The 26,531-nt window shown below is 55.5% G+C and carries 21 protein-coding genes; 18 read left to right on the forward strand and 3 right to left on the reverse strand.

All coding sequences use genetic code 11. From position 1 onward, the window contains the following. Nucleotides 1-38: 38 nt before the first annotated feature. On the forward strand, nucleotides 39-2,297 hold the full coding sequence (locus MK323_10465; protein MCH2482580.1) for a molybdopterin-dependent oxidoreductase: 2,259 nt from the start codon (nucleotides 39-41) through the stop codon (nucleotides 2,295-2,297). An 82-nt stretch (nucleotides 2,298-2,379) separates the two neighbouring features. Here MK323_10465 and MK323_10470 read toward each other — a convergent pair whose 3' ends face one another. Next, nucleotides 2,380-3,882, reverse strand: a complete 1,503-nt coding sequence (locus MK323_10470) for an amidohydrolase (protein ID MCH2482581.1) — start codon at nucleotides 3,880-3,882, stop codon at nucleotides 2,380-2,382. Nucleotides 3,883-4,240: 358 nt separating this feature from the next. Here MK323_10470 and dctP point away from each other — a divergent pair, with 358 nt between their 5' ends. The 3 genes from dctP to MK323_10485 all read left to right on the forward strand — a co-directional run bounded on the left by dctP (nucleotide 4,241) and on the right by MK323_10485 (nucleotide 7,314). Beyond that, on the forward strand, nucleotides 4,241-5,227 hold the full coding sequence (dctP, locus tag MK323_10475; GenBank protein ID MCH2482582.1) for a TRAP transporter substrate-binding protein DctP: 987 nt from the start codon (nucleotides 4,241-4,243) through the stop codon (nucleotides 5,225-5,227). A gap of 107 nt (nucleotides 5,228-5,334) precedes the next feature. Beyond that, nucleotides 5,335-5,865, forward strand: a complete 531-nt coding sequence (locus MK323_10480) for a TRAP transporter small permease (protein MCH2482583.1) — start codon at nucleotides 5,335-5,337, stop codon at nucleotides 5,863-5,865. A 3-nt stretch (nucleotides 5,866-5,868) separates the two neighbouring features. Further along, on the forward strand, nucleotides 5,869-7,314 hold the full coding sequence (locus MK323_10485; protein MCH2482584.1) for a TRAP transporter large permease subunit: 1,446 nt from the start codon (nucleotides 5,869-5,871) through the stop codon (nucleotides 7,312-7,314). 69 nt (nucleotides 7,315-7,383) lie between these two features. Here the strand turns inward: MK323_10485 and MK323_10490 are convergent, their stop codons facing one another. Both MK323_10490 and MK323_10495 read right to left on the reverse strand, forming a co-directional pair. Then, the gene (locus tag MK323_10490) at nucleotides 7,384-8,142 is read right to left on the reverse strand and encodes an SDR family oxidoreductase (GenBank protein ID MCH2482585.1); all 759 of its coding nucleotides are present in this window, start codon (nucleotides 8,140-8,142) and stop codon (nucleotides 7,384-7,386) included. A gap of 62 nt (nucleotides 8,143-8,204) precedes the next feature. Further along, a complete protein-coding gene (locus MK323_10495; GenBank protein ID MCH2482586.1) occupies nucleotides 8,205-9,659 on the reverse strand; it encodes an NADH:flavin oxidoreductase in 1,455 nt (484 codons plus the stop codon). Nucleotides 9,660-9,762: 103 nt separating this feature from the next. Between MK323_10495 and MK323_10500 the strand changes: the two genes are divergently transcribed. From MK323_10500 to MK323_10565, 14 genes are all read left to right on the forward strand, one after another. Then, a complete protein-coding gene (locus MK323_10500) occupies nucleotides 9,763-12,081 on the forward strand; it encodes a bifunctional salicylyl-CoA 5-hydroxylase/oxidoreductase (GenBank protein MCH2482587.1) in 2,319 nt (772 codons plus the stop codon). Then, nucleotides 12,081-12,869, forward strand: coding sequence for an SDR family oxidoreductase (locus MK323_10505; GenBank protein MCH2482588.1), 789 nt, complete (start codon nucleotides 12,081-12,083; stop codon nucleotides 12,867-12,869). Before MK323_10500 ends, MK323_10505 begins: the two co-directional genes overlap by 1 nt. Continuing rightward, nucleotides 12,866-13,381: a MarR family transcriptional regulator gene (locus tag MK323_10510; GenBank protein MCH2482589.1), complete on the forward strand. Its 516-nt coding sequence runs from the start codon at nucleotides 12,866-12,868 to the stop codon at nucleotides 13,379-13,381. The genes MK323_10505 and MK323_10510 overlap by 4 nt, the downstream gene beginning before the upstream one ends. Before the next feature lie 2 nt (nucleotides 13,382-13,383). Then, nucleotides 13,384-14,196, forward strand: a complete 813-nt coding sequence (locus MK323_10515; GenBank protein ID MCH2482590.1) for an enoyl-CoA hydratase family protein — start codon at nucleotides 13,384-13,386, stop codon at nucleotides 14,194-14,196. 1 nt (nucleotide 14,197) lies between these two features. After that, nucleotides 14,198-15,352, forward strand: a complete 1,155-nt coding sequence (locus tag MK323_10520; GenBank protein MCH2482591.1) for an acyl-CoA dehydrogenase family protein — start codon at nucleotides 14,198-14,200, stop codon at nucleotides 15,350-15,352. A 57-nt stretch (nucleotides 15,353-15,409) separates the two neighbouring features. Beyond that, nucleotides 15,410-17,041, forward strand: a complete 1,632-nt coding sequence (locus tag MK323_10525) for an AMP-binding protein (protein ID MCH2482592.1) — start codon at nucleotides 15,410-15,412, stop codon at nucleotides 17,039-17,041. Continuing rightward, nucleotides 17,034-17,441 (forward strand): RidA family protein, encoded by a 408-nt coding sequence (locus MK323_10530; protein ID MCH2482593.1) that lies wholly within the window; start codon nucleotides 17,034-17,036, stop codon nucleotides 17,439-17,441. The genes MK323_10525 and MK323_10530 overlap by 8 nt, the downstream gene beginning before the upstream one ends. A gap of 28 nt (nucleotides 17,442-17,469) precedes the next feature. Continuing rightward, on the forward strand, nucleotides 17,470-18,522 hold the full coding sequence (locus tag MK323_10535; GenBank protein ID MCH2482594.1) for a peptidase M29: 1,053 nt from the start codon (nucleotides 17,470-17,472) through the stop codon (nucleotides 18,520-18,522). Next, a complete protein-coding gene (locus MK323_10540) occupies nucleotides 18,515-19,303 on the forward strand; it encodes an alpha/beta hydrolase (protein MCH2482595.1) in 789 nt (262 codons plus the stop codon). Before MK323_10535 ends, MK323_10540 begins: the two co-directional genes overlap by 8 nt. 2 nt (nucleotides 19,304-19,305) lie before the next feature. After that, nucleotides 19,306-20,580, forward strand: coding sequence for an acyl-CoA dehydrogenase family protein (locus tag MK323_10545; protein MCH2482596.1), 1,275 nt, complete (start codon nucleotides 19,306-19,308; stop codon nucleotides 20,578-20,580). After that, the gene (locus MK323_10550) at nucleotides 20,577-22,094 is read left to right on the forward strand and encodes an AMP-binding protein (protein ID MCH2482597.1); all 1,518 of its coding nucleotides are present in this window, start codon (nucleotides 20,577-20,579) and stop codon (nucleotides 22,092-22,094) included. Before MK323_10545 ends, MK323_10550 begins: the two co-directional genes overlap by 4 nt. A gap of 150 nt (nucleotides 22,095-22,244) precedes the next feature. After that, complete coding sequence (locus MK323_10555) at nucleotides 22,245-23,042, forward strand: MBL fold metallo-hydrolase (protein ID MCH2482598.1); 798 nt, start codon at nucleotides 22,245-22,247, stop codon at nucleotides 23,040-23,042. 77 nt (nucleotides 23,043-23,119) lie between these two features. Further along, on the forward strand, nucleotides 23,120-24,700 hold the full coding sequence (locus MK323_10560; protein ID MCH2482599.1) for a sulfatase-like hydrolase/transferase: 1,581 nt from the start codon (nucleotides 23,120-23,122) through the stop codon (nucleotides 24,698-24,700). A gap of 68 nt (nucleotides 24,701-24,768) precedes the next feature. After that, nucleotides 24,769-26,364 (forward strand): AMP-binding protein, encoded by a 1,596-nt coding sequence (locus MK323_10565; protein ID MCH2482600.1) that lies wholly within the window; start codon nucleotides 24,769-24,771, stop codon nucleotides 26,362-26,364. Nucleotides 26,365-26,531: the final 167 nt, after the last annotated feature.

A 26,531-nucleotide genomic window follows, 5' to 3' on the forward strand; every position in this document is an offset into this window, starting at 1 on the left:
GAATACAGGGAGCTCAAGCATCTAACAGGGTCCAGAGAATGACTGCACGACAAACAAAAGTCTCCTCGTGCCATTGGGGTGCATTTGAAGTGATCACTGATGGCGGGCGAATTGTCGGTGTCTCGGAATTTAAGGAAGACCCTAATCCCTCGGGTATTTCCTCAGCCTTGCCCGAAGCTGTACACCACCGTACGCGGGTCGCGCGACCCTCGATCAGGCGCGGCTGGCTGGAAGGTGGATCTGATCGTGCGCGTCAGAACCGGGGCAACGATACTTTTGTTGAGTTGCCTTGGGATGAAGCGCTGGATATCGCATCAGCAGAAATTGATCGGGTACAAAAAACGCATGGCAATACTTCGATATTCGGGGGGTCCTATGGTTGGGCCAGTGCGGGTTGTTTTCACCATGCACCCAGCCAGCTTCATCGTTTTCTGAACGCGTTCGGGGGATTCGTATCGTCGTTTGGCAGCTACAGTACGGCAGCCGCACAGGCGATCATCCCCCATGTGTTCGGGATGAACTTTCTCAAATTGATGTATGCCGCACAAAACATGTGGCCCATGATTGCGGCCAACACGCAGACACTGGTCATGTTCGGCGGGATTAATCCCAAGAACTCGCAGGTCAGCATGGGTGGTGTGACCCGTCATGAGACCAGCAACTGGTTCAAGACCTTTGAACATTCGGGAATGCGGTTGGTCAACATCAGTCCGCAGGCAGGCGATGCATCACAACCAAGTGAGTGGTTGCCTATTATTCCCGGTACCGATACGGCGATGATGCTTGGGCTTGCGCATACGCTGGCCGATGAAAAACTTTTGGATAAAGAGTTTCTCGATCGTTGTACGGTAGGTTACGAACGCTTCGAAAGCTATTTACTGGGCAAGACCGACGGTCAAGCAAAAACGGCGGCTTGGGCGGCCGATGTTTGTGGTGTTCCAGCCACTACTATCCAAGATCTCGCCAGGCAAATGGCGGCTTCGAGAACTCTGATTACAGTAGCGTGGTCACTTCAACGTGCGCAGCATGGAGAGCAACCCTATTGGATGGCAGCAACCTTGGCTGCGATGCTGGGTCAGATCGGGTTGCCGGGTGGCGGCGTAGGGTATGGTTACGGGGCGATCGGCGGTATCGGGGTGCCGCTCAAACGACTCTCACGCCCATCCCTGTCTCGTGGGAAGAATGCTGTATCAGATTTCATACCGGTCGCCCGTATTGCCGACATGTTGCTCAATCCAGGGCAGCCATACAGCTTTAACGGAAACCAAAGCCACTATCCCGACATTCGTTTGGTTTACTGGTGTGGCGGCAATCCATTCCATCACCACCAGGATCTCAACCGCCTCCGCGAGGCGTGGAAGCAGCCCGAGACGATTATCGTTCATGAACCCTGGTGGACCGCGACTGCGAAGTACTCCGATATCGTGCTTCCCGCGACAACGCCTTATGAGCGCGAGGATATCGCGCGTGCTGCCACGGATGCCTTTCTGTTTCATATGCCCGAACTGATTTCACCAGTTGATGATGCCCGGGATGACTATGAAATATTTTCTGAACTTGCGACGCGGCTTCACATTGACGAGGTATACACCGAAGGCCGTGACGCAGATGCTTGGCTACGGTATTTGTATCAAGGATTCAAACGTGACAGTGCTGATCAGGGGGTTGACCTGCCTGATTACGATTCGTTGCGCGCAAGTAACTGGGTTGAGCTGCCAATCAGCGGCGCTGAACATGCTCGAATCCCGTTTGAACATTTTCGAGCTGACCCTGATGCTGCACCTCTCGATACGCCATCTGGTCGGATTGAAATATTTTCGGAGACGGTAGATAGTTTTGGTTATCAAGAATGCCCAGGTCATCCTGTATGGCGAGCACCGGATGAATGGCTCGGTGCGGCATCAACGGAACAATTCCCGCTTCATCTGGTATCGCCACAGCCCGGCGATAAACTTCACAGCCAGCTCGAATGCGCAATCGCCGATTTGCCTGGCGCACGGCCAGCCACGGTCACGATCAGCTCTACAGATGCCGAGCAGCGCAGTGTTGTAAATGGTGATCTGGTTAGAATCTTCAACAGCCGGGGTGCATGCTTGGCCCGGGCCAGTCTCAGTACAGACATTCGCCAGGGTGTGGTGTCGCTCCCGACCGGTGCCTGGCATGATCCTCAGAGTGATGGTACCGATCGTCAGGGCAATCCCAATGTGCTGACCCGCGATCTGGGCACATCACGGTTGGGGCAGGGCAGTACCGCCCATACAACACTGGTTGAAGTCAGCCGGGTCGCTGATGACTGAACCGGACATTGGCCCGGTGTTATGGGCTCAGGGTAAAAGCCAGCGGGTGCAGATCAACAATTTGCTGTAGATGAAAATAGCTTTATCGTGGTAAATCGGGCTCTGCCATTGCGTGTACATGGTGTGGGGAACGGGCAAGGCCGCTACAGAATTTTCCAACATGCTGCTCGAGCTGTTCTGCCAGTGCCCGGGTCTCCCGGTTCTGCTCGCCAAGGAAGGCGATGGCCTCCTGAGCATCACTTTTTAGTTTGGCCACATCGATTGACAACAGCTGGCCATCGCGCACAACCAGATCTCCGCCCACTATGACGGTGTGAACAGCGGTTGCGTCTTCAGTGTGGATCAACTGGTTTACGGGATCGTTCATGGGTAGCCAGTTGAGGTGATTGAGATCGAGTAGCACCAGGTCCGCCTCGAAGCCCGGGGCGATTTTGCCGATTTGGTCTCCCATACCGAGTGCACGAGCGCTGCCGGTGGTGGCCAGCGCAGCCACTTCCCGGGTGCTGAGCCAGCTGTCGTAGTCGTGGCTGCGCAGTCGGGATGCGAATGAAGCCAGCCGCATCGCTTCGAACATGTTTTGATTGTCGGCACAATGGGCACCATCCGTGCCGATGCCGACATTCAGACCAGCATCGAGCATCTCACGGACGGGCGCAATCCCTGAACCCAGCCGCATGTTACTGCCTGGATTGTGCGCAACTGATGCACCATGATCAGCGAGCCGTGCGATGTCGTCGTGGTCCAGCCAGATAGCATGGGCAGCCGTGAAGTGAGGGCCGAGGAAGCCCAGTGAGTCCAGATGTGCAGTCAGCGATTTGCCGTAGTGACGGACACCCGAGAGTGCCTGGATCTTTGATTCGGCCAGATGCATTTGCAGTCCGACGTCGTACTCTCGGGCTAGGTTGTGGGCAGTGGTAAGGAAATCATCGCTGCAGTGCAGCGGGATGGTGGGTCCTAAGGCCGGGGTGATACGACGTCGGTCGAAGGTCCAGTTATCCAACAGGGCGCGGCAGGTATCGAAGGTCGACGCCGCCGGTGTCGTTTTCATTTTTTGCACACGTTCGCGAAGTGTTTCAGGTAACGCATCGACAAGATCAGGAATCGCCTGAAAAAATGTCCGGTCTGCAATCATCGGTGCCACGACAGCGCGTATTCCAGCATCGCTATACGCCTGCCCGACCGCACGCATTCCCTCCAGGGTGGGTGCGGGTATTTCCACGTACAGGTCGTAGACTGCCGTGCAGCCTTTACACAGCATTTCGGCTGCCGCCAACGATGCCGCCAGGTACTTGTGTTCCAGGGTGCGTTCGCCCGCAAGCCACGGTCCGGCGTTCAGTAACAGTTCAAGTGTCCAGCGGTCGCCCCCACCTTTGTAAAGACTGCCGTGCCCATGGGTGTGGCTGTTGATCAGGCCCGGGATAATCAGTCGCTCAGCAGCATCAATGACTGCAGCATCGTGGGGCGCCTCGATCCCCGGCGGCCCAACGGTCTCGATCCTGCCCTGATTAATCAGGATATCGGCTGCGGTTGCAGTCGATGTCTCACAATCCAGAACCAGGCCGTTGGTGATCAGGGTATAAGTCATGTGGTTTTCTAAGGGTCAGGATTCAGGCGTCAGTGTACGCATGTTTGTCAGAATAAGTCAGCGCCCCACGACAGAAATCGGGCAACCGTGATGGTAGCGTTCGAATCGATGTCAGTTCAACTGGGCGGTGGGGCATTGCAATCACGCCGATCGCGGGTGACAGGTGCGACAGCACAATTTCGGCCTGGCAGAGTTTAAGTTATCATTGGACCGGTTGCAGGCTGGCGTGTTGCTGCATAAAGGGCCTGCCGGGGATGGTGAACGATCAGTTGTTGCTACGCGAAAGCCGGTAATCTGAGTAATTTACTGTTCGGTTAAGTGTAGTTCAAAGGCGGTTAACTTCGGAGGAGAGACAATGATGAAATCAAAAATTAAATCTGGTTTGGTACTGACTGCGGCGCTTGCTCTGTTCGGCTTTGTGCCGAACCTGGTGTCTGCTAGTGAAGTGATGCTCACGGGTGCGAGCTGTTTTCCGATCGGCAGTCCCCCGGGAAGGCCGTTTGAAGCATTCGTGGCAGAGATCAATGCGCGCGGCAAGGGTGTGGTACAGATCGATCTCAAAGGGGGTGCGCCGGCGATTGGCAGCCCGTTCACGCTGACCCAGAAAATGGCCAAAGGTGCTTACGATATGGTCGGCTGTCCCGAAGCTTACTTTGGCAATGTACTGCCCGAGGCGCCAGTGCTGCGCTTCTCCGATCATACTTATGCCGAACTGCGTAAGAATGGTGCGCTCGACTATGTGCAGAAGCTTTTGGCTGAGAAGAATATTCGGTACATCGCTCGCTATCATGATTTCGGGCCGTTTTACTTGTGGCTCAGTAAGCCGATCACAGGACCTGATCTGACTGGCCTGAACCTGAGAGTGGCTCCCGTGTATACCGCGTTCTTCAAATCGCTGGGTGCCACCGTGCAGCGCTCTAACTACGGGCAGGTCTATACTTACATGGAAAACAACACGGTACAGGGATACGGCTGGCCGGCGCTGGGTTGGAACCCGGCTTGGGTAAAAGTTACCAAGTATCTAGTCGAGCCTGGTTTCTACCACGCATCACTGCACGGCATTGTCAACTTGAAGACGTGGAATTCGCTGACCCAGGCCCAGCAGGACGTTCTGACGTCAGTTGGTTTGGAATTCGAGGGAAACGCCGAAGAAACTTCTGCCGTTGGCGGGTCTGCAATGAAAAAACAAAAAGACTGGTTGGCCAGTGAGGGAATGGAATTTATCACGATGGAAGGCGCCGATCGGGCCAAATGGGTAGCGGCCGCATCGGATGCGGGATGGGCCGAGGTGCTGGAACGCAGCCCGGAGCATGGTGCAGCACTGAAGAAGCTGTTCAGCAAGTAGTCGTTGACTGACCACTTGTACCCGCGACGGGGAGTTGGCCGGTTGGCCGGCTTCCCGTCGCGGGGTATCGCCTTAAGCGTTCAGCACTGATCCTTGCCGGGTCCGATATGCACAGGCGGATCGATCGTTTCGAGGCCGGGTTCAACCGCGTTGTGCTGTACCTGGCTTACCTGGTGGCACTCTCCATCGGGCTCTTTACGGTCCTCATTCCCCTCAATCTGTTTCTCATCAGGACCCAGTTGGGTAGTATCTGGTGGCTCTACGAGGGGGTTGAGTACACCCTTTATTTTGGAGTTTTCATTGGCGCGCCATGGGTGCTCAACCAGGGGGCGCATGTACGAGTTGATGTCCTCACCGCGGTGCTGAACACAGCATCTGCTCAACACGTCGAGCGCATCATGGATCTTGCGGGCGCTGTACTTTGTGTTCTGCTGTGCTTTTATGGTTCCCGCGTGATGCTCTGGGAATTCCAGGATGGCACATTGCCGGATAAGGACCTGCGGATCCCAACTGGCTACATGATGGCTATTTTTTCGGCCTCATTTTTCCTGTTGGCCATTGAGTTTCTGTTGCGGTTTCGTCGAGCTGGTCAGAAAGCCTCCAAGGTGGATCAAAGATTACCCAAGGCGGGGTTCTGAACCATGGAATGGTATCTGGCACTTGCGCTGCTGCTTGGCACGGTCTGCACAGCGATGTTCCTGGGCCTGCCCGTGGCCTTTGCCTTCTTTGCTGCCAACATACTTGGAACGGCTTTGTTCATCAACGGGGATATTGGCCTGGTCCTGATGCCATTGGAGTTTCATAACGCCATCAAGTTCACGCTGGCGCCAATTGCCCTGTTTCTGCTGATGGGGGAAATCCTTCTGCAGACCGGGGTGGCCTTCAAGGCCATTGGCGCAATCGATCGACTCATCGCGCGCGTGCCCGGGCGGCTGGCGGTTGTTTCGATTGTCGGCGGTACAGTTTTTTCGTCGCTTTCCGGGTCGACCATTGCCAATACCGCCATTCTTGGATCGGTCCTGCTGCCGGATATGATGAAACGCGGTTACCAGCCGAGTATGGCGATGGGGCCGATTATGGCAGTCGGGGGCATTGCCATGCTGATACCGCCGTCAGCGCTGGCCGTCTTGCTTGCGAGTTTGGCAGAACAGTCGGTCGCCCTGTTGCTCATTGCCGGGATCGTGCCGGGGATCCTGATGGCCGTGCTGTTTTTTACCTATGTTGTGGCCCGCTGTGCAATCAATCCGGAACTTGCACCCACCTACGAGCCGGATACCGATGCCCTCGATCAAGCGGTGACCATTTCGTTGAATGGCAGGGGCCGTCGGTGGTTGTCCTGGACCTACGCTGGGCGCTACTGTCGGTTCGTCAACCGGATCTTGCCGACGGTGCTTTACGTACTGCCGCTTATGATCATCTTTATCGTCGTTGTCGGCAGTATTTTCTACAAACTCGCCTCGCCGACCGAGTCTGCTGCACTGGGTTGTCTGGCGTCGCTGGGCGTGTGTTACGTCTTTCGCGTGTTCAGGAGCAGGATACAGGTGTCCGGCATAGACGGGGCTGATTTCAATTGGCGGGCGATCGCGAAAGCACTACTGGAAACCACAAAGATCAACACGATGATCCTTTTTATCATCGCGGGCTCGCTGGTCTTCAGTCAGGCGCTGGCGAACTCCGGCGCGACACAAGGGCTGTTGCAGCACATCGCCGCGATGGACCTGACGCCGTTGACCGTTGTGATCATGATGATGCTGGTGTTGTTATTCCTGGGAGCCTTTATGGACCAGGTCAGTATGCTGCTCCTGACGTTGCCCTTTTTTCTGTTGAGCTCCCAGTCCCTGCAGGTCGTTTTCAACATCGATGTGATCTGGCTCATGGTCTTGATGCTGATCACCATGGAGATCAGTCTGCTGACCCCACCGTTCGGCCTGCTGCTTTACGTGATGAAGGGGGTCGCACCGTTCGGCGTGACCCTGGGACAGGTGGTCAGAGCCGCGCTGCCGTTTATTCTGATCGAACTGGCGGTCCTCATCTTACTGATCTTTGTACCCGATGTTGCAACCTGGTTACCGAAGCAACTTGAATAAAAACTGATTGAGGAGTGTTGGTCATTCCCAACTTGCTTGTTGTACAAATGGGTTGGAGCAATCGATGTGTTAGCAGGTGCGCCCGCAATCAACAGCGACCGTCTGGCCGGTGATGGCTGAATTACAGGCGAGGAACAGCATAGTCGCTGCAATCTCCTCGGGTTCGACCATTCGATCCAGCAAGCAGTCCGCGATGGTCTGAGCTTTTCGCTCATCAGGCCAGGGGTCAGTCCAGGGAGTGCGTACCAATCCGGGTGCGACTGCATTGACCCGCACGTCGGGTGCCAGCGCATGGGCTAGAGACCGGGTCAGGTTGATCAGGCCCGCTTTGCTTGCACCGTAGGCAATGCTGCTGCCCGGCACACCCAGGCCCGCGACCGAGGCTGTGCTGACAATAGCACCTTTTGCCGATCTGAGAGAAGGAAACGCTGCACGGGCACAGCGAAACGCGCCGATCAGGTTGGTCTGCATGATCTTTGTCCAGAACGATTCTGACATCGCAGCCAGATCATCGAAAGCGATTGGCGTTCTGGTATTCGAGGTGCCGGCATTATTGATCAGAACATCCAGGCGTCCGAGTGCCACGATTGCCTGTTCGACCATGGTTTCAGTCTGATCAGGATCCGAAACATCCCCCGGAGCGCTGACAATGAGGCACCCATCCTTATTGAGTTCATCCAGCACCTGGTCGGTCGCCGGATCGTCCGGTAAGTGATTAACAGCCACTTGTGCGCCGCAGGCAGCAAAGGTCTTTACGGTGGCAAGGCCAATACCGGATAGGCCACCGGTCACGAGAACGCATTTACCGCTAAGATCAGCCGAGATCATGAGGGTTACCTATAGTTTGTTAACCGATAAATAGTATAGCGGTAGCTGGATGATGCGCCTGGTCAGTCTGATCGCCAGTGCGGTGCAACCAGGCGCCGGCGGTTATCCCGCGAGCGGCTGATGCCCGGTTCGTCAAGATCGGTCCGGTCCCACAGCTGGCAAGTCACCTGTTTGTGCTTTCGATCCAGGCCTTCACAGTAGTTGGTGTATTCGCAGACTCTGATCTCGTCGCCACGCCCGGATCGGAGTTTAAAAAACCAATCCGGGTCCGCCAGCGACTGGCGGGCCAGTCCGATCACGTCCGCGGTGCCGGATTCGAGCAGGCTCTGCGCCTGCTGAAAGTCGTGAATCCCCCCGGTGACGACAACCGGTGTATTAAACCCTTTGTTTCGTATTGCGGTCCGGATTTTGGCGGTTGCGGCAAAATTGCGGCCGAACGGTCCGAAGGCATCCGAGAGGTAGCCCGGTATACATTCGTAACCACTCGGACCGGTATAGGGATAAGCGGCGTCGCCGATGGTCGGTTGCTTGGCATCATCGAATTTACCGCCACGTGAGGTCGAGACAAAATCCATCCCGGCAGCTGCAAATTGCTGAGCAAAAAAACTGCTGTCGTCTGTGCTTGATCCGTTTTCGATACAGTCTTCTGTCAGAAACCGACAGCCGACGACAAAGTCTTTACCGACGGTCTCTCGTACAGCCTGGTAGACCTCTATCGGCAGCCGGACGCGGTTCTCCAGAGAGTCGCCATAGCCGTCCCGCCGGTTGTTGGTTGCGGACAAGAACGATGCCATGGTGTAGGCATGGGCGTAGTGCAGTTCCACGCCATCAAAGCCGGCGATCTGTGCACGACGGGCAGCATCAGCAAAGAGGACGGGCAGGGTTTCTGGAAGCTCGGCGATGTGCGGAATCTGCGTATCGGTTACGTGCTCCCTATAACCAAAGCGCAACGATTCGAACTCCCTTGGACTGAGGATGGTCTTGAGTTCTTCCAGTTCGAGATCGCTGAGAGCTTTACGAACTCGGTTTTCGGACCAGTCATCCGCCTTTAAAGCATCGCGGTGCTGATCTGTAATTTTCAGATAGCGTGCAAAGAATTTTTCCGGTTCTGGCCGCCGCCTCACGGTTAGAAAATCGATCAGTTGAATCAGTAATCGGGTCTGTCCGTCACTGGCCGCACGGACCCTTTCCACCAGGGTCTGCAATCCCGGAATAAAACGATCGTCACTGATGCGCATCAGCGGACCGGACGCAATGTCGCGGATACCGGTGGCTTCAACGACCAGGACACCGGGTTGTCCGCGTGCAAAGCGCTCGTACCAGTCCAGATTGTCGGGAGTAACAAACCCGGTTTCAGTCGCTCGCCAGGGCACCATCGCCGGCACCCAGGTCCGTGCTGAGAGAGAGAGTGCCTGATAGTTCAAAGGCATAAAGAGTTTTGATGCGGCTGCGACGGCTGCGGTTGGCCATTCACCGGGGTGGGTGCGGTAACGGATACGTTCGGGCGGTTTCCACATCGGACTGAGTGACCCTGGACGATTCAGTGGACTATTTACTATATACCCATAATGTTTATAATTAAAGTATATTATCTGACTAGGGTCACGACCTTTATCCACTATGGCGACATCGTTGCAACGACCGCTCAAAATTGCCTGCGTCGGTGGCGGCCCAGCCGGGCTGTATTTTGCGCTGCTGATGAAGAAACACCAGCCCCATCACGAAGTCACTGTCTACGAACGCAACGCCGCGGACGATACTTTTGGCTGGGGCGTCGTTTTTTCTGACCAGACCCTTGGTCATTTCGGTGAAGCAGATCCCGAATCCCAGGCAAATATCCTGCAGTCATTTGCTCATTGGGATGATATAGAAATCCGGTTCCGCGGTCGGACGATCCGTTCAAGCGGTCACGGCTTTTGCGGTATATCGCGTCTTAAACTGCTGCAGATACTCCAGCACCGGTGTGCAGGCCTGGGTGTCACCCTCGAGATGGGGCGCGAAATCAAGAACGCCTGTGAATTTGACGAAGCGGATCTGATCGTCGCAACGGATGGCGCAAACAGCACTATTCGCCAGGAATTTGCAGATCATTTCAAGCCGGAGATCGACGAACGACAAAATCGTTTTATCTGGTTCGGTACGCACAAAGTTTTCGATGCATTCTCGTTTCTGTTTGTTGAGTCCGAATGGGGATGGTTTCAGGCGCATGCCTACCGTTTTGATTCCAAAACGTCGACGTTCATTGTCGAAACTTCGCAAGATTGCTGGCACCGGGCCGGGCTTGACCGTATGGCAGAAGACGAAAGTATTGCTTTTGTCGAATCACTGTTCAGTGAGTTTCTCGATGGTCAGCCACTGATGTCTCGTGCGGCACATCTCCAGGGTTCTGCAGCCTGGATCTGTTTCCGGCGCGTCTCAAACCAGAACTGGGTCAAAGACAATATTGTGCTGATGGGAGACGCCGCGCACACCGCACATTTTTCCATCGGCTCGGGCACCAAGCTTGCGATGGAGGATGCTATTGCATTGGCTCATCTATTGGAGGAACCGGGTAACCGGTCAATTCCTCAGGTGCTCGAGCAGTATGAGGCGGAACGCAAAATTGAAGTGCTCAAAATACAGTCTGCGGCCCGCAACTCCACGGAATGGTTTGAGAATGTCGACCGCTACACGGCACTACCAACAGAGCAGTTTGCCTATTCCCTGTTGACGCGAAGTCAGCGGGTAAGTCATGAGGGCCTTCGTCGGCGGGATCGTGTCTATCTAGACCGTATCGAGCACTGGTTTTCACAACAGGCGGGCCGCGCCGGTTCGGCGGTCGCATTGCCGCCGATGTTTACGCCTTTCACTTTACGAGATATGCATCTGACCAACCGGGTAGTGGTATCCCCCATGGCCATGTATTCGGCAGTGGATGGAATACCGGGTGACTTTCATCTGGTACATCTGGGTACACGCGCCCTGGGCGGTGCCGGGCTGATTTTTTCGGAAATGACCGTGGTATCCCCAACGGGCCGGATAACCCCGGGATGCGCTGGTATCTGGAATGACGAACAGTGCGCGGGCTGGCAGCGAATTGTTGCGTTTGTACACGAGCATTCGGAGGCCAAGGTGTGCCTGCAGTTGGGGCACTCAGGCCCTCGCGGATCCACACGCCTGCCGTGGGAAGGTGATGATCTGCCGCTTGAAGTTGATAACTGGGAGCTGCTGGCCGCATCGGCTCTAGCCTGGTCTGCTGACAATCAGGTACCCCGGGCTGCCAGCCGTTCTGACATGGACCGGGTCGTGGCTGATTTCGTGGCCGCCGCAAAGCGCGGTGCTGATGCCGGATTTGACATGCTCGAGCTACACGCTGCCCATGGTTACCTGCTGTCAAGTTTTATCTCACCTTTAACTAATCAACGTACGGACGTATATGGTGGATCCTTGAATAATCGTGTGCGCTTTCCGGTGGAGGTGTTTCGTGAGGTACGACGGGTGTGGCCACAGGCAAAACCCATGTCCGTGCGGCTTTCCGTTACGGATTGGCATACGGGTGGGCTGACCGATGCGGAGGGCGTCGCGGTTGCGCAGGCATTTAAGAACGAAGGCGTCGATCTGGTGGACGTTTCGACCGGCCAGACCAGCACACAGGCCGATCCGGTCTATGGGCGGATGTATCAGGTGCCTTTTGCCGATAGGATCCGTAACGAGATCGGTGTGGCAACCCTGGCGGTTGGTAACATATTTGAAGCAGACCATGTTAATTCGATTCTGGCTGCAGGTCGGGCTGATCTAGTTGCACTTGCTCGACCTCATCTGTCTGATCCGTTCTGGACGCTGCGCGCCGCAGCCGAGCTGAACTATGATTCACAGGCGTGGCCCCGACAGTACCTGGCCGGCCGGGATCAGCAACACCGGAATCTGGATCGGGCAGGGCAGTTACTGCGGCAGATCTAATGACGAGCAACGAATACATGACCGACCTAAGAGATATTCACGCGCTGGTCACCGGTGCGGGCAGCGGAATCGGCGAACAGATTGCCCGCGCGTTGTCCAGTGCTGGCGCCCGTGTTTCATTGATGGGCAGAACACACACAACACTGGTGTCCGTGGCGCAATCACTCGATCATAAATCACAGATCGCTGTGGCTGATGTCACAGATCGGCCTGGTGTCGCCGAAGCAGTCGAGCGGATTGTCGATCAGCACGGGCCGATTAAGATTTTGATCAACAATGCCGGCGGTGCTGTCAGTGAATCATTTGCTGCCGGAGAATCTGATTGCTGGGACGAGATGATCGATGTCAATTTGAACGGACTTTTCAACACCACAAGATGTGTTCTACCGCAAATGAAGAAACTGGCCAGCGGCAGGATCGTGACCATCGCCAGCACGGCAGGCCTGAAGGGCTATCCCTACGTCGTTGGTTACTGTGCAGCCAAACACGGGGCGATCGGGTTCACACGGGCCCTGGCTGCTGAACTGGCGGGGACTGGCATCACAGTCAATGCAGTATGCCCGGGGTTTACCGACACACCAATGCTGTCGAGGTCGATCGACACCATCGTGAGTAAAACAGGCCGCGACCGTGAAGAGGCCCGAGCGGATTTGACCAGGATGAATCCCCAGGGTCGCTTGATCGAACCAGCAGAAGTGGCCAACTGTGTGTTATGGCTGTGCTCATCGGCAGCAGGTTCAGTCAACGGCCAGGCACTTGCTGTTGACGGCGGTGAGACAGCTTTATGAAAGCTCAATCCCAAACTTCGGATGTTGTCACCACCATCAGCCGTAGCAGAGTCAGCGGCAAATCTGCGCTTAGGGCTTGGCTACGGCTTTGGTCCTGTGTCGGTTCGGTCGAAAGGGTTGTGCGTACACGCTTATACGGCGATCACGGCATGACACTGCCGCGTTTTGACTATTTATCACAACTCTATCGGCAACCGAATCGTCGGATGAACATGACTGAACTCAGTCGGCGACTGATGGTGTCCGGCGGTAATGTCACTGGCCTTACGGACAGGCTGGTGGCCGATGGTCTGGTTGAAAGAGAACAGGATCCGTCCGATCGGCGCGTACAGATTATTGCGCTGTCTGATTATGGTTATGAACGTTTTACTCAAGTCGCGCGTGAACACGAAAAATGGATAGGTGAGCTGTTTGAGGACCTGAGCCCGGACCAGGTGGGTGTGCTGAACCAGACGCTCGGGCAGTTGAAGACGTCGCTCGAGAGAAAATTGAATGAGCAGCAGGAGGAATGAATATGGGCAGCATGACTGATTATCAGTCCCAGCACTTCGGTTGGCAGGTCACCGACAGGGTCGCGACGATTAAGTTGAATCGCCCTGAGCGGAAAAACCCGCTGACATTCGAGTCCTACGCCGAACTGCACGATGTCTTTGAGCGGTTGAATGGCTGTGACCAGATCCGTGCCGTTGTGATTACCGGTGCCGGGGGCAATTTCTGCTCCGGCGGTGACGTGTTTGAAATAATTGAACCACTGACTAAACGTGACGAGGTGGGTCTGAAGCAATTTACCGAGATGACCGGCTCGGTGGTTAAGGCGATGCGTCACTGTCCACAGCCAATTGTGGCTGCGGTCGATGGCATTTGTGCCGGTGCCGGCGCAATACTGGCAATGGCTTCAGACATCCGTATCGCAACCGCGAGGGCGCGCACTGCATTCCTGTTTGTCCGGGTCGGCCTGGCCGGTTGTGACATGGGTGCCTGCGCCATTCTGCCCCGGATTATCGGGCATGGACGAGCCTCAGAATTGCTCTACACGGGTCGCTTTATGGATGCTGACGAAGGTGAGCGCTGGGGCTTTTTTAATCGGATCGAATCGCCGGAGTCAGTTCTGGAAGCCGCCCAGGCGTTGGCTGTTTCGCTGGCACAAGGACCCAGCTACGCACATGCCGTAACCAAAAGACAACTGCACGCAGAATGGGACATGTCTGTCGATGAGGCTATCGATGCGGAGGCACGCGCCCAGGCTGAATGCATGGCGACCAAAGATTTTCAGCGTGCCTTCGAAGCATTTGCTGCCAAGCGCACGCCGGTCTTTGAAGGTAACTGAGATGCCCGATAAAAGTTATCTCGACTGGCCCTTTTTTGACAGCCAACACCGGGTCCTGGCGCAAAGCGTGGAGGTATGGGCGGCAGCGCACGTCGACCAGATTATAGAAGCGGGTAACGGCTTGGATGACATCTGTATCAGTCTGGTTCGTGCACTGGGTGATGCGGGTATTTGTCGCCATGCGGTGGCTGAAGGCGATGCGCCGTTCGATGTGCGGTCGCTGTGCGTGATCCGTGAAACACTGGCACAATTTTCCGGATTGGCTGATTTTGCGTTCGCTATGCAGGGCCTGGGTTCCGGCCCGATCTCACTGTTCGGGACAGAGACGCAAAAAAATCAGTTTCTACCCGGTGTCGCGAGTGGACAGGCCCTGCCCGCGTTTGCCCTGTCCGAACCCGAAGCTGGCTCCGATGTCGCATCAATTACGACCAGCGCGCGGACAGATGGTACCGATTACCTGATCGACGGCTGTAAGACCTGGATATCCAACGGTGGTATTGCCGATCACTATGTCGTATTTGCGCGTACCGGTGAGGGATCAGGAACCAGAGGACTATCCGCATTCATCGTGCCGGCTGATAGCCCAGGGTTATCCATCACAGAGAGGATTGAGATCATTGCGCCCCATCCACTGGCGACCTTGGAATTTGACTCGGTCCGGGTACCGGCCGAGCTGAGAGTTGGTGCGCCCGGCGAGGGGTTCAAGGTGGCCATGGCGACATTGGATATTTTCCGTTCTACTGTCGGTGCGGCGGCACTGGGACTGGCCCGACGGGCCTTGAGTGAAACAGTCAGGTTTGTCGGTGAACGAAAAATCGGTGATACGGTGCTTGCCAGCTATCAGATGACACAGGCCCGTATTGCAGATATGGCAACCGGTGTCGATGCGGCTGCATTACTGGTCTATCGTGCGGCATGGACGAAAGACAGCGGGGCCCCACGGATCTCCAGGGAAGCTTCTATGGCAAAATTGTTCGCAACCGAAGAAGCGCAGCGTGTTATTGATTCTGCGGTTCAGTTACACGGCGGACAGGGTGTTCGGACAGGTCGCAAGGTCGAAGAGCTATATCGGGACATTCGGGCCATGCGGGTTTACGAGGGTGCCAGCGAAATTCAGAAATTGATTATTGCTCGGCAGACCCTGGGAACACCTTGATTTGACCCTTTACCGCAATTACCGATCGTGCGTTGATCAACAGAGCTCATAAAGCGAATGGGAGAGGCCATAGATACATTTGCTCGCGAAAATCTACCGGCAATCGAGTTGTGGCCAGAGATTGATCTAACGCACAGCGCATACCACTATCCTGATCGATTCAACTGCGTCACGCGGTTTCTCGATCAGTGGATCGAGCGAGGTGAAGGCCATCGAACAGCGCTGGTAACGCCGAGTGATCGCTGGACTTATGACAATCTCTATCAGCAGGTCAACCGGATTGCGCATGTTCTGGTTGAAGACTATGCCCTGGCTCCGGGGAATCGGGTGCTGCTGCGCTCTGCGAACAACCCGATGATGCTGGCGGCCTACCTGGCAGTGATCCGGGTGGGTGGGATCGCGGTAGGCACCATGCCGCTGCTGCGGTCTACGGAGTTAAGTGACATACTGAATAAGGCTCGAATTACCCATGCCTTGTGTGATTGGCGACTGCGCGCCGAGCTCGAAGCCTGCCGCGACCGGGCGCAGGACCTGACTACGATTGGTTACTTTCACTCGACAGCGTCCGACGGGCTTGAAGCACTGATGGATGGAAAACCGACCGATTACACAGCTTTTGACAGTGCGATAGACGATATCTGCCTAATTGCCTTTACCTCTGGCACGACTGGCCAGCCTAAAGGGACAATGCATTTTCACCGGGATCTGCTGGCCATTTGCGATGGATTCAATCGCATGGTCTTAAGGCCTGAGCCCGATGACATCTTTTGCGGCAGTCCACCGCTGGCGTTTACGTTTGGGTTGGGTGGCATGGCGCTGTTTCCGCTCGATGTAGGCGCCGCAGTGTTTCTACTGGAAAAGGCGTCGCCCGCTGTGTTGCTTGAGGCGATAGAGCATTATCGTGCGACGATTTGCTTCACGGCGCCCACAGCGTATCGCGCGATGTTGCCAGAACTGGCCACGCATGATGTTTCGTCGTTGCGCAAGGCGGTGTCGGCCGGGGAACATCTGCCAGCCGCTACCTTTAATGCCTTTTTCCAGGCCACCGGGATCAAACTGATCGATGGACTCGGTTCTACCGAGATGCTGCATGTCTTTGTGACCGCGCGCGAGGAAGATATGAAACCCGGTGCGACCGGCATAGCGGTTCCCGGGTACCGTGTTGCCATTCTGGATGATAACGGCGCCGAATTGCCGACTGGGCAGGTGGGTCGACTGGCGGTAAAGGGGCCTACGGGTTGCCGCTATCTGGCAGATGAGCGTCAGAAGGCCTATGTCCGTGATGGATGGAATCTGCCGGGTGATACCGCCCGTATGGATGAAGACGGCTATATCTGGTATGAGGCAAGGACCGATGACATGATTGTTTCATCGGGTTACAACGTAGGTGCACCAGAAGTGGAAAATGCATTGCTTAAACATCCGGCGGTTTTCGAGTGTGGCGTGGTGGGCCGAAAGCATGACCAGCGCGGTACTATCATTAAGGCCTATGTTGTGTGTGCTGACAACGTTAAGCCCGGACCAGAACTGGTGGCCGAGCTCCAGAATCATGTGAAGCACACGATCGCGCCGTATAAATATCCGCGTGAGGTGGAATTCGTGAGTGAACTGCCCAAAACTGGGACCGGCAAGATTCAGCGTTTCCGGCTCCGTGAAATGGCGCAGAAAGAAGGAACGCATCATGGGTAACCGAACTGTACTTCCGGAGGGTTGGCGTCGCCCCAAGGGTTATTCGAACGCGGTTGTCGCCCAAGGGTGTCAAATCTATGTTGCCGGGCAGGTGGGCTGGGATAGTGAGGAGAGATTTAATTCTGATGATATAGCAGAGCAGGCCGCACAGGCGCTCCGAAACGTTGTCGCGGTTCTGGAAGCTGCCGGGGCTGGGCCCGAGCATATCGTTCGCATGACGTGGTATGTCACTGACAAGGCCGCTTACATCGCGGGGCTCAAGGAAATCGGCCAGGCTTATCGAGACATTATCGGACGGAATTTCCCCGCCATGACTGCGGTCGAAGTCACAGCCCTGGTCGAGGATCGGGCCAAGGTCGAAATCGAATGTACAGCTGTCGTGGACGAAGGTTCGGGTTAGCTGGAACGTACTGGGCAAGGAGAAACGCATGTTTACTGACCGTATTGAAGGCAAATGGGTTGATGCATTCCGTGATGTGCTCGAGTTGTGCAAGGTGACCCCAGGGGAGGAGGTGGTAATCCTGTCTGAGACCCAGTCGCGCGCTGTGAATGTTCAACTCACCGAACTCGCCCTGCTGGCGCTCAAAGCCCGCCCATTTCATGTGGTAATGCCGACGCCGGTGCAGACCGCGCCGGTTTCGGTCCGATCAACCGGTGCGTCTGATGCGTTACAGCAGAACACAGCTGCATTGAACGCGCTCGCCAGCGCGTCGATGGTTGTCGACCTTACCTGTGAAGGATTACTGCACTCAACCGAGCTGCCCACGATTTTGAAGGGCGGCGCCAGGGTACTGATGATCTCGAATGAGCACCCGGAAGCGCTCGAACGCCTGCGTCCGGCCGAGGATCTCAAGCCCAGGGTCCGCGATGCAGTTAAACAGACCAAGGCGGCTCGCAAGATGACAGTAACTTCGGATGCCGGCAGTGATCTGGTGATCGATATTGCCGACTGTCCTGTTGCTGGTGTGTGGGGATGGACAGACAGACCGGGTACCGTGACACACTGGCCAGGTGGGATACTGGTTGCGTTTCCAGGTCGAAATGCGGTTAACGGCCGGTTGGTGATGAAGCCGGGCGATATCAATCTTACGTTCAAGCGTTACATCGAAACACCGATCACGCTGGTCATCGAGAATGACTATGTGACCCAGGTCGAAGGCGACGGACTCGATGCGCAGTTGATGCGTGAGTATTACGCAGCCTGGGATGATCCTGAAGCTTATGGGGTCTCCCATGTGGGCTGGGGATTGAATCCCAATGCGCGCCACGAAGCGCTGACCATGTATGACAAACATGACATCAACGGCACTGAACTGCGGGCGCTCGCAGGAAACTTTCTGTTTTCAACAGGCGCCAATGAATTTGCCAAACGATTCACGATGGGTCACTTTGATCTGCCGATGATCGGGTGCACAGTCGCCTTAGATGGCGTACCGGTCGTTGAAAACGGTCAGTTGGTTGGAGCGGAATCGAGTGGGTAAGGTCGACTATATCGAAACAGGTTCAGGTCCTACGGTGATGTTTCTGCACGGTATCGGTGGCGGGGCCTTGGGGTTCAAGCACCAGTTGGAAGTTTTTGCTCGGGCCGGTTTTCGTGCTGTTGCCTGGGACATGCCAGGATATGGCCGGTCGGATCCGCTCGAAGACATGACTTTTCCGGCGCTGGCTGATGCCATGCTCTGGCTGGTGGATCAACTCAGCGTCGACACGGTGCACGCTGTTGGTCATTCTATCGGCGGGATGGTGGTGCAGGAATTTGCCTGCCATCATCAGAGCCGGCTGGCGTCCATGGTGTTGGCCCAGACCTCACCGGCATTCGGCAATCCATCAGGTGATTTTCAGAAAAAGTTTGTTGCTGACCGACTCAAGCCGCTGCAGGAGGGGAAGACGATGGCTGATATCGCCGAAGATGTCATTCCAGAACTCATTGCAGGTGGTGCATCCAGTGATGCTTTGGAGTTGGCCAAGGCCTGCATGAATCAGATCACCCCTGATACCTACAGCGCAGCGATGCGATGCATTGTGACCTTCGAGGGTCGGGACAACCTGCCCAGAATTACGTTACCCACACTGGTACTGGCGGGTGATCAGGATCAAAACGCGCCCGCGCCCATGATGGAGAAGATGGCGTCGAAGATACCGGGTGCGGAGTATGTTTTGCTCGCCGAGACAGGGCACCTGGCACCCATAGAAAATGCAGAAGGTTTCAACAGAGTTGTTGTCGAATTTGTTCAACGGCACCAGCAAAACTTGGAGTTATAGGTATGGCGACTCGTCCGGCAGATTGCCACCCTGATGCGCCAATGTTTGAAGCGGATGCCTGGGGACTGACCTCCCAGGAGCGTGAGCTTTCGACCGTTGCAAGAGAGCTTGGCCAATCCCGGTTTGCCGAGCGCGCGGCCGGTTACGACCGGGAGGCGTCATTTCCGACCGAAAACTATCGGGATATGCACGAGGCTGGACTGCTCGGGATATGTATACCTAAAAGCGATGGCGGACATGAGGCACCGCTGCGGTGTTATGCCCTGGCGGCAGCGGAGATTGGGCGCTACTGCGGTGCCACTGCGCTGACTTGGAACATGCACGTGAGTTCCTGCTTGTGGTCAGGTGCACTGACAGACGATCTTGATATGGATGATGTGGTTCGGGCGCAGCACCACCAGAATCGCTCGATTCACTATCGGCGAATTCTGGATGATGGCGCAATCTATGCGCAGCCTTTTTCTGAAGGTGGTGCAGCGGCATCGGGCGCCGTTGCGTTTGGCACCACGGCTCGTAGAGTTGAGGGGGGCTGGCAGGTAAACGGTAAGAAAATTTTTGCCTCACTTGCAGGCAGTGCGGATTATTACGGTGCATTGTGTACCGAACTGCTTCACGAGGATGATCGCCCGAGTCGGCGAAATACGCTTTATCTGGCCATTCCTGCGGCGGCCGGCGGGGTTCGCGTCACTGGTGACTGGGATCCGATGGGTATGAGAGGTACGGTGAGCCGCACACTGCTGTTCGAGGACGTGTTTGTACCTGACGGGTCTGAACTGATGCCACGTGGGATTTACTATCAGGCAGCAAGTCAGTGGCCACACATGTTTCTAACCCTGACGCCTGCTTACCTTGGCTTGGCGCAGGCGGCTTATGACTTTACAGTTCGGTACCTGCGTGGCGAGGTGCCGGGGATGCCACCGACAAAGCGGAGGATGTATCCGACCAAGCGTTTGGCGGTCGCACAGATGCGGGTCATGCTGGAGCAGACCAAATCGGTCTGGTTTCAAGTGATGAGCGAAGCGCGTCGAAATCCGACCAAGGACCAGGTGATGCGGGCTTACGTCGCTCAGTATACCGTTATGGAAAATTCCAATGAACTGGCTCAACTTGCAATTCGTACCTGTGGCGGCCAATCCATGCTCAAGGAGTTGCCGCTGGAACGCATCTACCGGGATTCCCGCTGTGGGTCGCTGATGCTGCCCTGGACGGCCGAACTATGCCTCGACAAACTGGGTCGGGACACGCTTTACGAGGTTGGTGAGACGGATGAATCATGAGTCAGGATGTCTGTCAGTGGATCGAAACACACGCTGACTTTGCTCCTGAAAAAATTGCCGTTCGATTCGAGGGGCAAGAAATTACTTACCGCCAGCTGCTGTTGCAGATCAAGACGACGGCGGCTGTTCTCAAAGCGGCCTATGACATTGGTCGGGGCGACCGCATTGCCTACCTGGGCTTCAATTCTCCCGAACTGCTGGTACTTTTCTTTGCCTGTGCGCGGCTGGGGGCCTTGCTGTTGCCGCTCAACTGGCGACTGACGCGTCCGGAGCAGGCCTATATTCTGGAAAATGCCGCGGCCAGGATACTGGTCTGCGATGATGATCACGTGACGATTGGGCATCAGTTATCAGAAACGGTACCCGGCTGCAAAATCTGTGATCACGCTGATATCGCTGCGGTCACAGGCGGTACGGAGGGTCAGGTAGACCGCAATCCGCATATCGATCTCACAACACCCCTGCTGCTGGTCTATACATCCGGTACGACAGGCCAGCCTAAAGGTGCGGTACTGACGCAGGAAGCCGTATTGTTCAATGCCTTGAACAGTGTCCACATGCATGATCTGGATGTCTCGGATCACATTCTCACTGTGTTGCCGATGTTTCATGTGGGTGGGCTGAACATACAGACCACACCTGCCCTTTATGTCGGTGCAACCGTTACGTTACAGCGACGCTTTGAACCGGCCATGGTGCTGTCAGCCATTCGCGATCTTCGTCCAACTCGGCTTGTGCTGGTCCCGGCCACAATCATCGCGTTGGCCGAACATCCGGACTTTAAGACCACAGACTTGGGTTCAATTCGGTCAGTGACGACAGGGTCGACCATTGTTCAGAAGTCGGTGATCGATATTTTTCACGACCGCAACGTTCCGGTTATCCAGAACTACGGCTTGACAGAGACCGGCCCTGTTGCACTTTACCTCCGTATTGATAATGCTTTCAGCCGCGTTGGGTCAACTGGCCGTGGGGCGCTGCATACACGCTTTCGAATCGTCGACGAGGAAGACCGAGATGTGCCTGCAGGGCGGTCGGGTGAACTTCTGCTGCAGGGGCCGAACGTGCTCTCGGAGTACTGGGGTGATCCGGCAGCGACCCGTGAGGCACTGCAGGAAGGATGGTTCAGGACAGGTGACATCGGTTACTGTGACACTGATGGCTATGTGTATATCAACGACCGGAAGAAAGACGTGGTGATTTCTGGCAGTGAAAATATATATCCTGCCGAACTCGAGCACGTACTGGATCAAATTGAGGAGCTGGTCGAGGCCGCAGTAATCGGTATGCCCGATAGCAAGTGGGGTGAAGTGCCTGTTGCGGTTATCGTGCTGGAAGCAGGCTGTGACATCGACAATGCCGCGCTGTTGTCGTGCTTCGATGGGGTGCTGGCCCGGTTTAAGCATCCCAAGGCGGTGGTCCGTGTCGATGCGCTGCCCCGGAATGTGATGGGCAAGGTTCTTAAACATGAACTGCGGCAGATGCTCGCTGACGGGACCCTGGTGCCCGAGTGAGGCGATGTAGTGCCGCCAATGAGTAACACAACTTTGGGTGTCGACTGAAAGGACATGGACACGACTCTGGGAATCACACTGCTAGGGACCGGTTGTCCATCTGTCAGTACGGCCCGGTTTGGTCCTGCCAACCTAGTTCAGTGCGGCAGCATGAAGCTGCTCGTTGACATCGGATCCGGTGTCACCCAGCGGCTGCTGGGGTGTGGTGCGAACGGCGCAATAATTGACGCGGTGCTGGTGACCCATATCCACACCGACCACCTGGTAGACCTTTACCAGTTCATCATTTCTTCCTGGCATCAGAACCGCGACCGCAAGCAGGTCATCTACGGACCGCCCGGTATCAAAGAGTTGGTCGAATCGACGATGGCAGTGTGGCGGACGGAGCGGGAACTTAGGATCAAGTGGGAAAAACGCTCATCGCTCGCTGCGTTTGAGATCGAAATCCATGAGCTTGAATCAGAAGGCGTAGTACTCGAGCATGCTGGCGGCCGTGTCAGCGTGGTCAAGGTCGAGCACCAGCCGGTTGAACCGGCATTTGGTTTTATTTTTGAAGCGAGCGGGCGCAAGCTGGTTTTGAGCGGCGACACGCGGTATTGCGAAAACCTCGTTGAGGCTGCCAGGGGAGCAGATGTTCTGGTGCACGAGGTTTTTGTCCATGGCTCGATGCCGGTGATCGGCACCCGCACTGAGCGGGGACTGGCCAACGTGGCGGCTTACCACACGGCCAGTACCGATGTCGGCAAAGTAGCTGCGCGGGCGGATGTGGGTTGCCTGCTTCTGACCCATATCGTGCCTCCCGACACCGATCGTGCAAGATTGTTAGAACAAGCGCGTGCAGAGTATGCCGGTCCAGTCATCGTGGGCGAAGACCTCATGGCGATCGATGTCATCACAGGAAGTGTGCAGTGGGGTGATGTGAATTTCAGCCTGCCGGTCAGGTCATAACCGGTAGGCTGGCGACCGGTGTGCCTTAGGTCGACCGACAAGCGCATTTCACGGAAGGATTGGTTCGGCCCGTTATAATGAGTCGCATGTCCGCGGTTCGAAATATTCTGTTCATCATGGCCGATCAACTCAGGGCAGATTACCTGAGTTGCTATGGGCACCCGACGTTAGAAACACCGAACATCGATGCCCTGGCCACGCGCGGGATGAAATTTGACCGCGCGTACTGTAACGCGGCGATATGTGGCCCGTCCCGCATGTCGTTTTACACCGGCCGAACAATGGCGAGTCATGGTTGTGCCTACAACCGGGTACCGATTCGAACCGACGAGTGGACGCTCAGTGATTACATGCGGGCTGAGGGATTGCGTTCAGCTCTAGTGGGAAAGACCCATTTTGGCGCCAACCCAACGGATGTTGAGCGCCTGAATCTTGCCGCAGAAGGTGTTGACGGTCGCTATGTGCTCGAGTGTGGTTTTGAACCATATGAACGGGATGACGGACTGCATCCGATGGGCATGTTTGATCCCAATCTGAGATACAACCAGTACCTGCGGGAACAGGGCTACGTATCCGACAACCCGTGGAACGACTTTGTAATTTCTGCGCTCAATGACGCTGGCGATGTCGTCAGCGGATTTTATATGCGCAATGCTCATCTACCGGCGCGGGTTTCGGCTGAGCACTCGGAAACAGCCTACATGACACGGCGGGCTATAGACTTTATTCGGGAAGCAGGCGATGAGCCGTGGAGTCTGCATCTGAGCTATATCAAGCCGCACTGGCCTTACATGGTGCCTTCACCATATCACAGCATGTACGGTGTTGAGGATATTCTGCCTGCAGTACGCAGCGATGAGGAAAGGGCTGATCCGCATCCCGTAGTCAAGGCATTTATGAACCATGGAGAGAGTGTCGTACTGTCCGACGATGCTGCGCGACAAAACGTTATCCCGACCTACATGGGACTTGTGAAGGAAATCGATGACCACGTGGGCCACCTGATGACGGCTTTGTCAGATCTGGGCCGATCGGGAGATACATTGATTGTGCTGACGAGCGATCACGGTGATTACCTGGGTGATCACTGGCTGGGCGAGAAAGAGCTGTTTCACGAACCGTCTGTCCGTATTCCGCTTATCGTTGCTGATCCGTCCGAGTCCGCGGACCTGAGCAGGGGGTGTGCCTCCCAGGCACTGGTCGAGGGTATCGATCTGATACCGACCTTTATCGAAGTGCTGGGCGGTGATCCTCATCAACCCTGGCTGGAAGGCAGGTCGTTTCTGGACATACTTCATGGAAGAGACGCTGAATCGAGGGATTTCGTCGTGGCTGAGCTCGATTATTTTGCGCGCAAAGCCCGGTTGGAACTCAAGGTAGCAGCTGACCGGGCAAAAGGGTGGATGGTGCGATCCGAACGGTGGAAGTATGTGTTCTACGAAGGGTTTGACTCCCAGTTGTTTGACCTTGAAGGTGATCCAAATGAGTTGGTCGATCGGGCCTCAGATCCGTCATGCCAGGGGATCCTCGATGAGCATCGGGATCGTCTTTTCCACTGGTTCAGGTGTCGGAAATCCACGGTCACTGTTGATTACGCCTATCTCGATACCCGCCATGAATTTGCGACCAGGGGCGGGTTTATATTCGGGGAGTGGTAGGATAAAACCGCCCCTGATGGAATATCCAGCGTTAAGCCAGTCGTATTAAAAGCGATGGAGGGAAGCCGATGATTTACACCAGCGAACGAACAGATCTCAAACTGGAAATCCCGAACGTTTCCATAACGGAGTATGCACTGCGACACGCTGAACGGCTGGCTGATAAGCCGGCCCTGATCGACGGTCCTTCAGGCCGTAGTCTGACCTATGGCCAACTGGCCGGCGGTATCAAAAAAGTTGCCGGTGGGCTGTATGCCAGAGGATTCAGAAAAGGAGATGTCTTGGCAATTTATTGCCCCAATATGCCCGAGTACGCGCTGGTGTTTAATGCTGTCGCTTCAGTGGGTGGTATCAACACCACGGTTAACCCGCTGTATACGGCTGCAGAACTTGCCAAGCAGCTCAACGATGCCAATGCCAGGTTTCTGGTGACTGTACCCCCATTTCTGGATAAGGCGCTTGAAGCCGCAGGCAGCTCTTCGGTTGAAGAGGTCTTTGTCTTCGGTGAGGGCGAAGGGGCACGCTCTTTTTCGGAGTTAATGTCCACCGACTCACCAGCCCCTGCTGTTGAGATCGACCCTAAGAATGATCTGGTGGTTCTGCCTTATTCGAGCGGTACAACGGGTCTACCCAAGGGTGTGATGCTTACCCACCACAATCTTGTTGCTAATTTGTGTCAGGTAGACGGTTTCGAAGAACAAAAACGCATGGGCGAAGACGAGATCATCATGGCAATGCTGCCGTTCTTCCACATCTATGGGATGATCGTGGTCATGAAGCTGGCGCTCGCTGGAGGCGCTACTCTGGTCAGTATGCCTCGATTTGATATGGAGGAGTTTCTCGGTCTGGTACAGCAATACAAGGCGACCACGCTGCCACTGGTTCCGCCCGTCGTACTGGGATTGGCCAAGAGTCCCCTGGTCGATCAGTTTGACCTTTCCAGTGTGAAGACGATCTTCTGTGGTGCAGCCCCGCTGGGACGAGAATTATCTATAGAGACCAGCCAGCGAATTGGCTGTCCGATAATGCAGGGATACGGCATGACCGAGGCAAGCCCGGTGACACACTTGTCCTCGATGGACCCGGATAAATCTCGGCAAGGTGCCATCGGAAAAGTGATTCCTGATACCGAAGTCCGGGTGGTCGATGTCGAGTCCGGTCGCGATTGTGCCCAGGGTGAAGACGGTGAACTCTGGATACGCGGTCCGCAAATCATGAGGGGCTATCTCAATCAACCCGAAGAAACAGCAGACTGTATCGATTCGGAGGCTTGGTACCACACCGGTGACGTCGGTTATGTCGATGAAGAAGGGTTCTTTTTCATTGTGGACCGTGTTAAGGAGTTGATTAAATACAAGGCAATGCAGGTCAGTCCTGCTGAACTCGAGGCGCTGCTGGTGACACATCCGGCCATAGTCGATACGGCAGTGATCCCGAGTCCCGATGAGGAAGCCGGTGAGATTCCCAAGGCCATCGTAGTACTAAAAGAGCCGGAGGCCGCGAGTGATGAAATGGCCGACGAGATCATGGCCTTTGTCGCGGACAATGTCGCACCGCACAAGCGCGTGCGGTTACTGGACTTTGCTGAGCAGATTCCTAAATCTGCTTCCGGCAAAATTCTGCGGCGGGTACTCGTCGAAGCAGAGCGAAGCAGAAATGGTTAGGTGCAATCCAGCACCAGGAGCAGTCCGTTCACGTCAAGATGGCGCACCACTGGAATCTGTTGGTCAACGGTGTTGTGAATATAGAACCAATTCAGAACCAAATATTGCACCACTAGCCGGATCGCTCCTCACCTTGCAAAGCGGATTGATAAGGTGAACAATGGACA

It is taken from the genome of Gammaproteobacteria bacterium, from assembly GCA_022450155.1.
Lineage (GTDB): Bacteria > Pseudomonadota > Gammaproteobacteria > Arenicellales > UBA868 > REDSEA-S09-B13.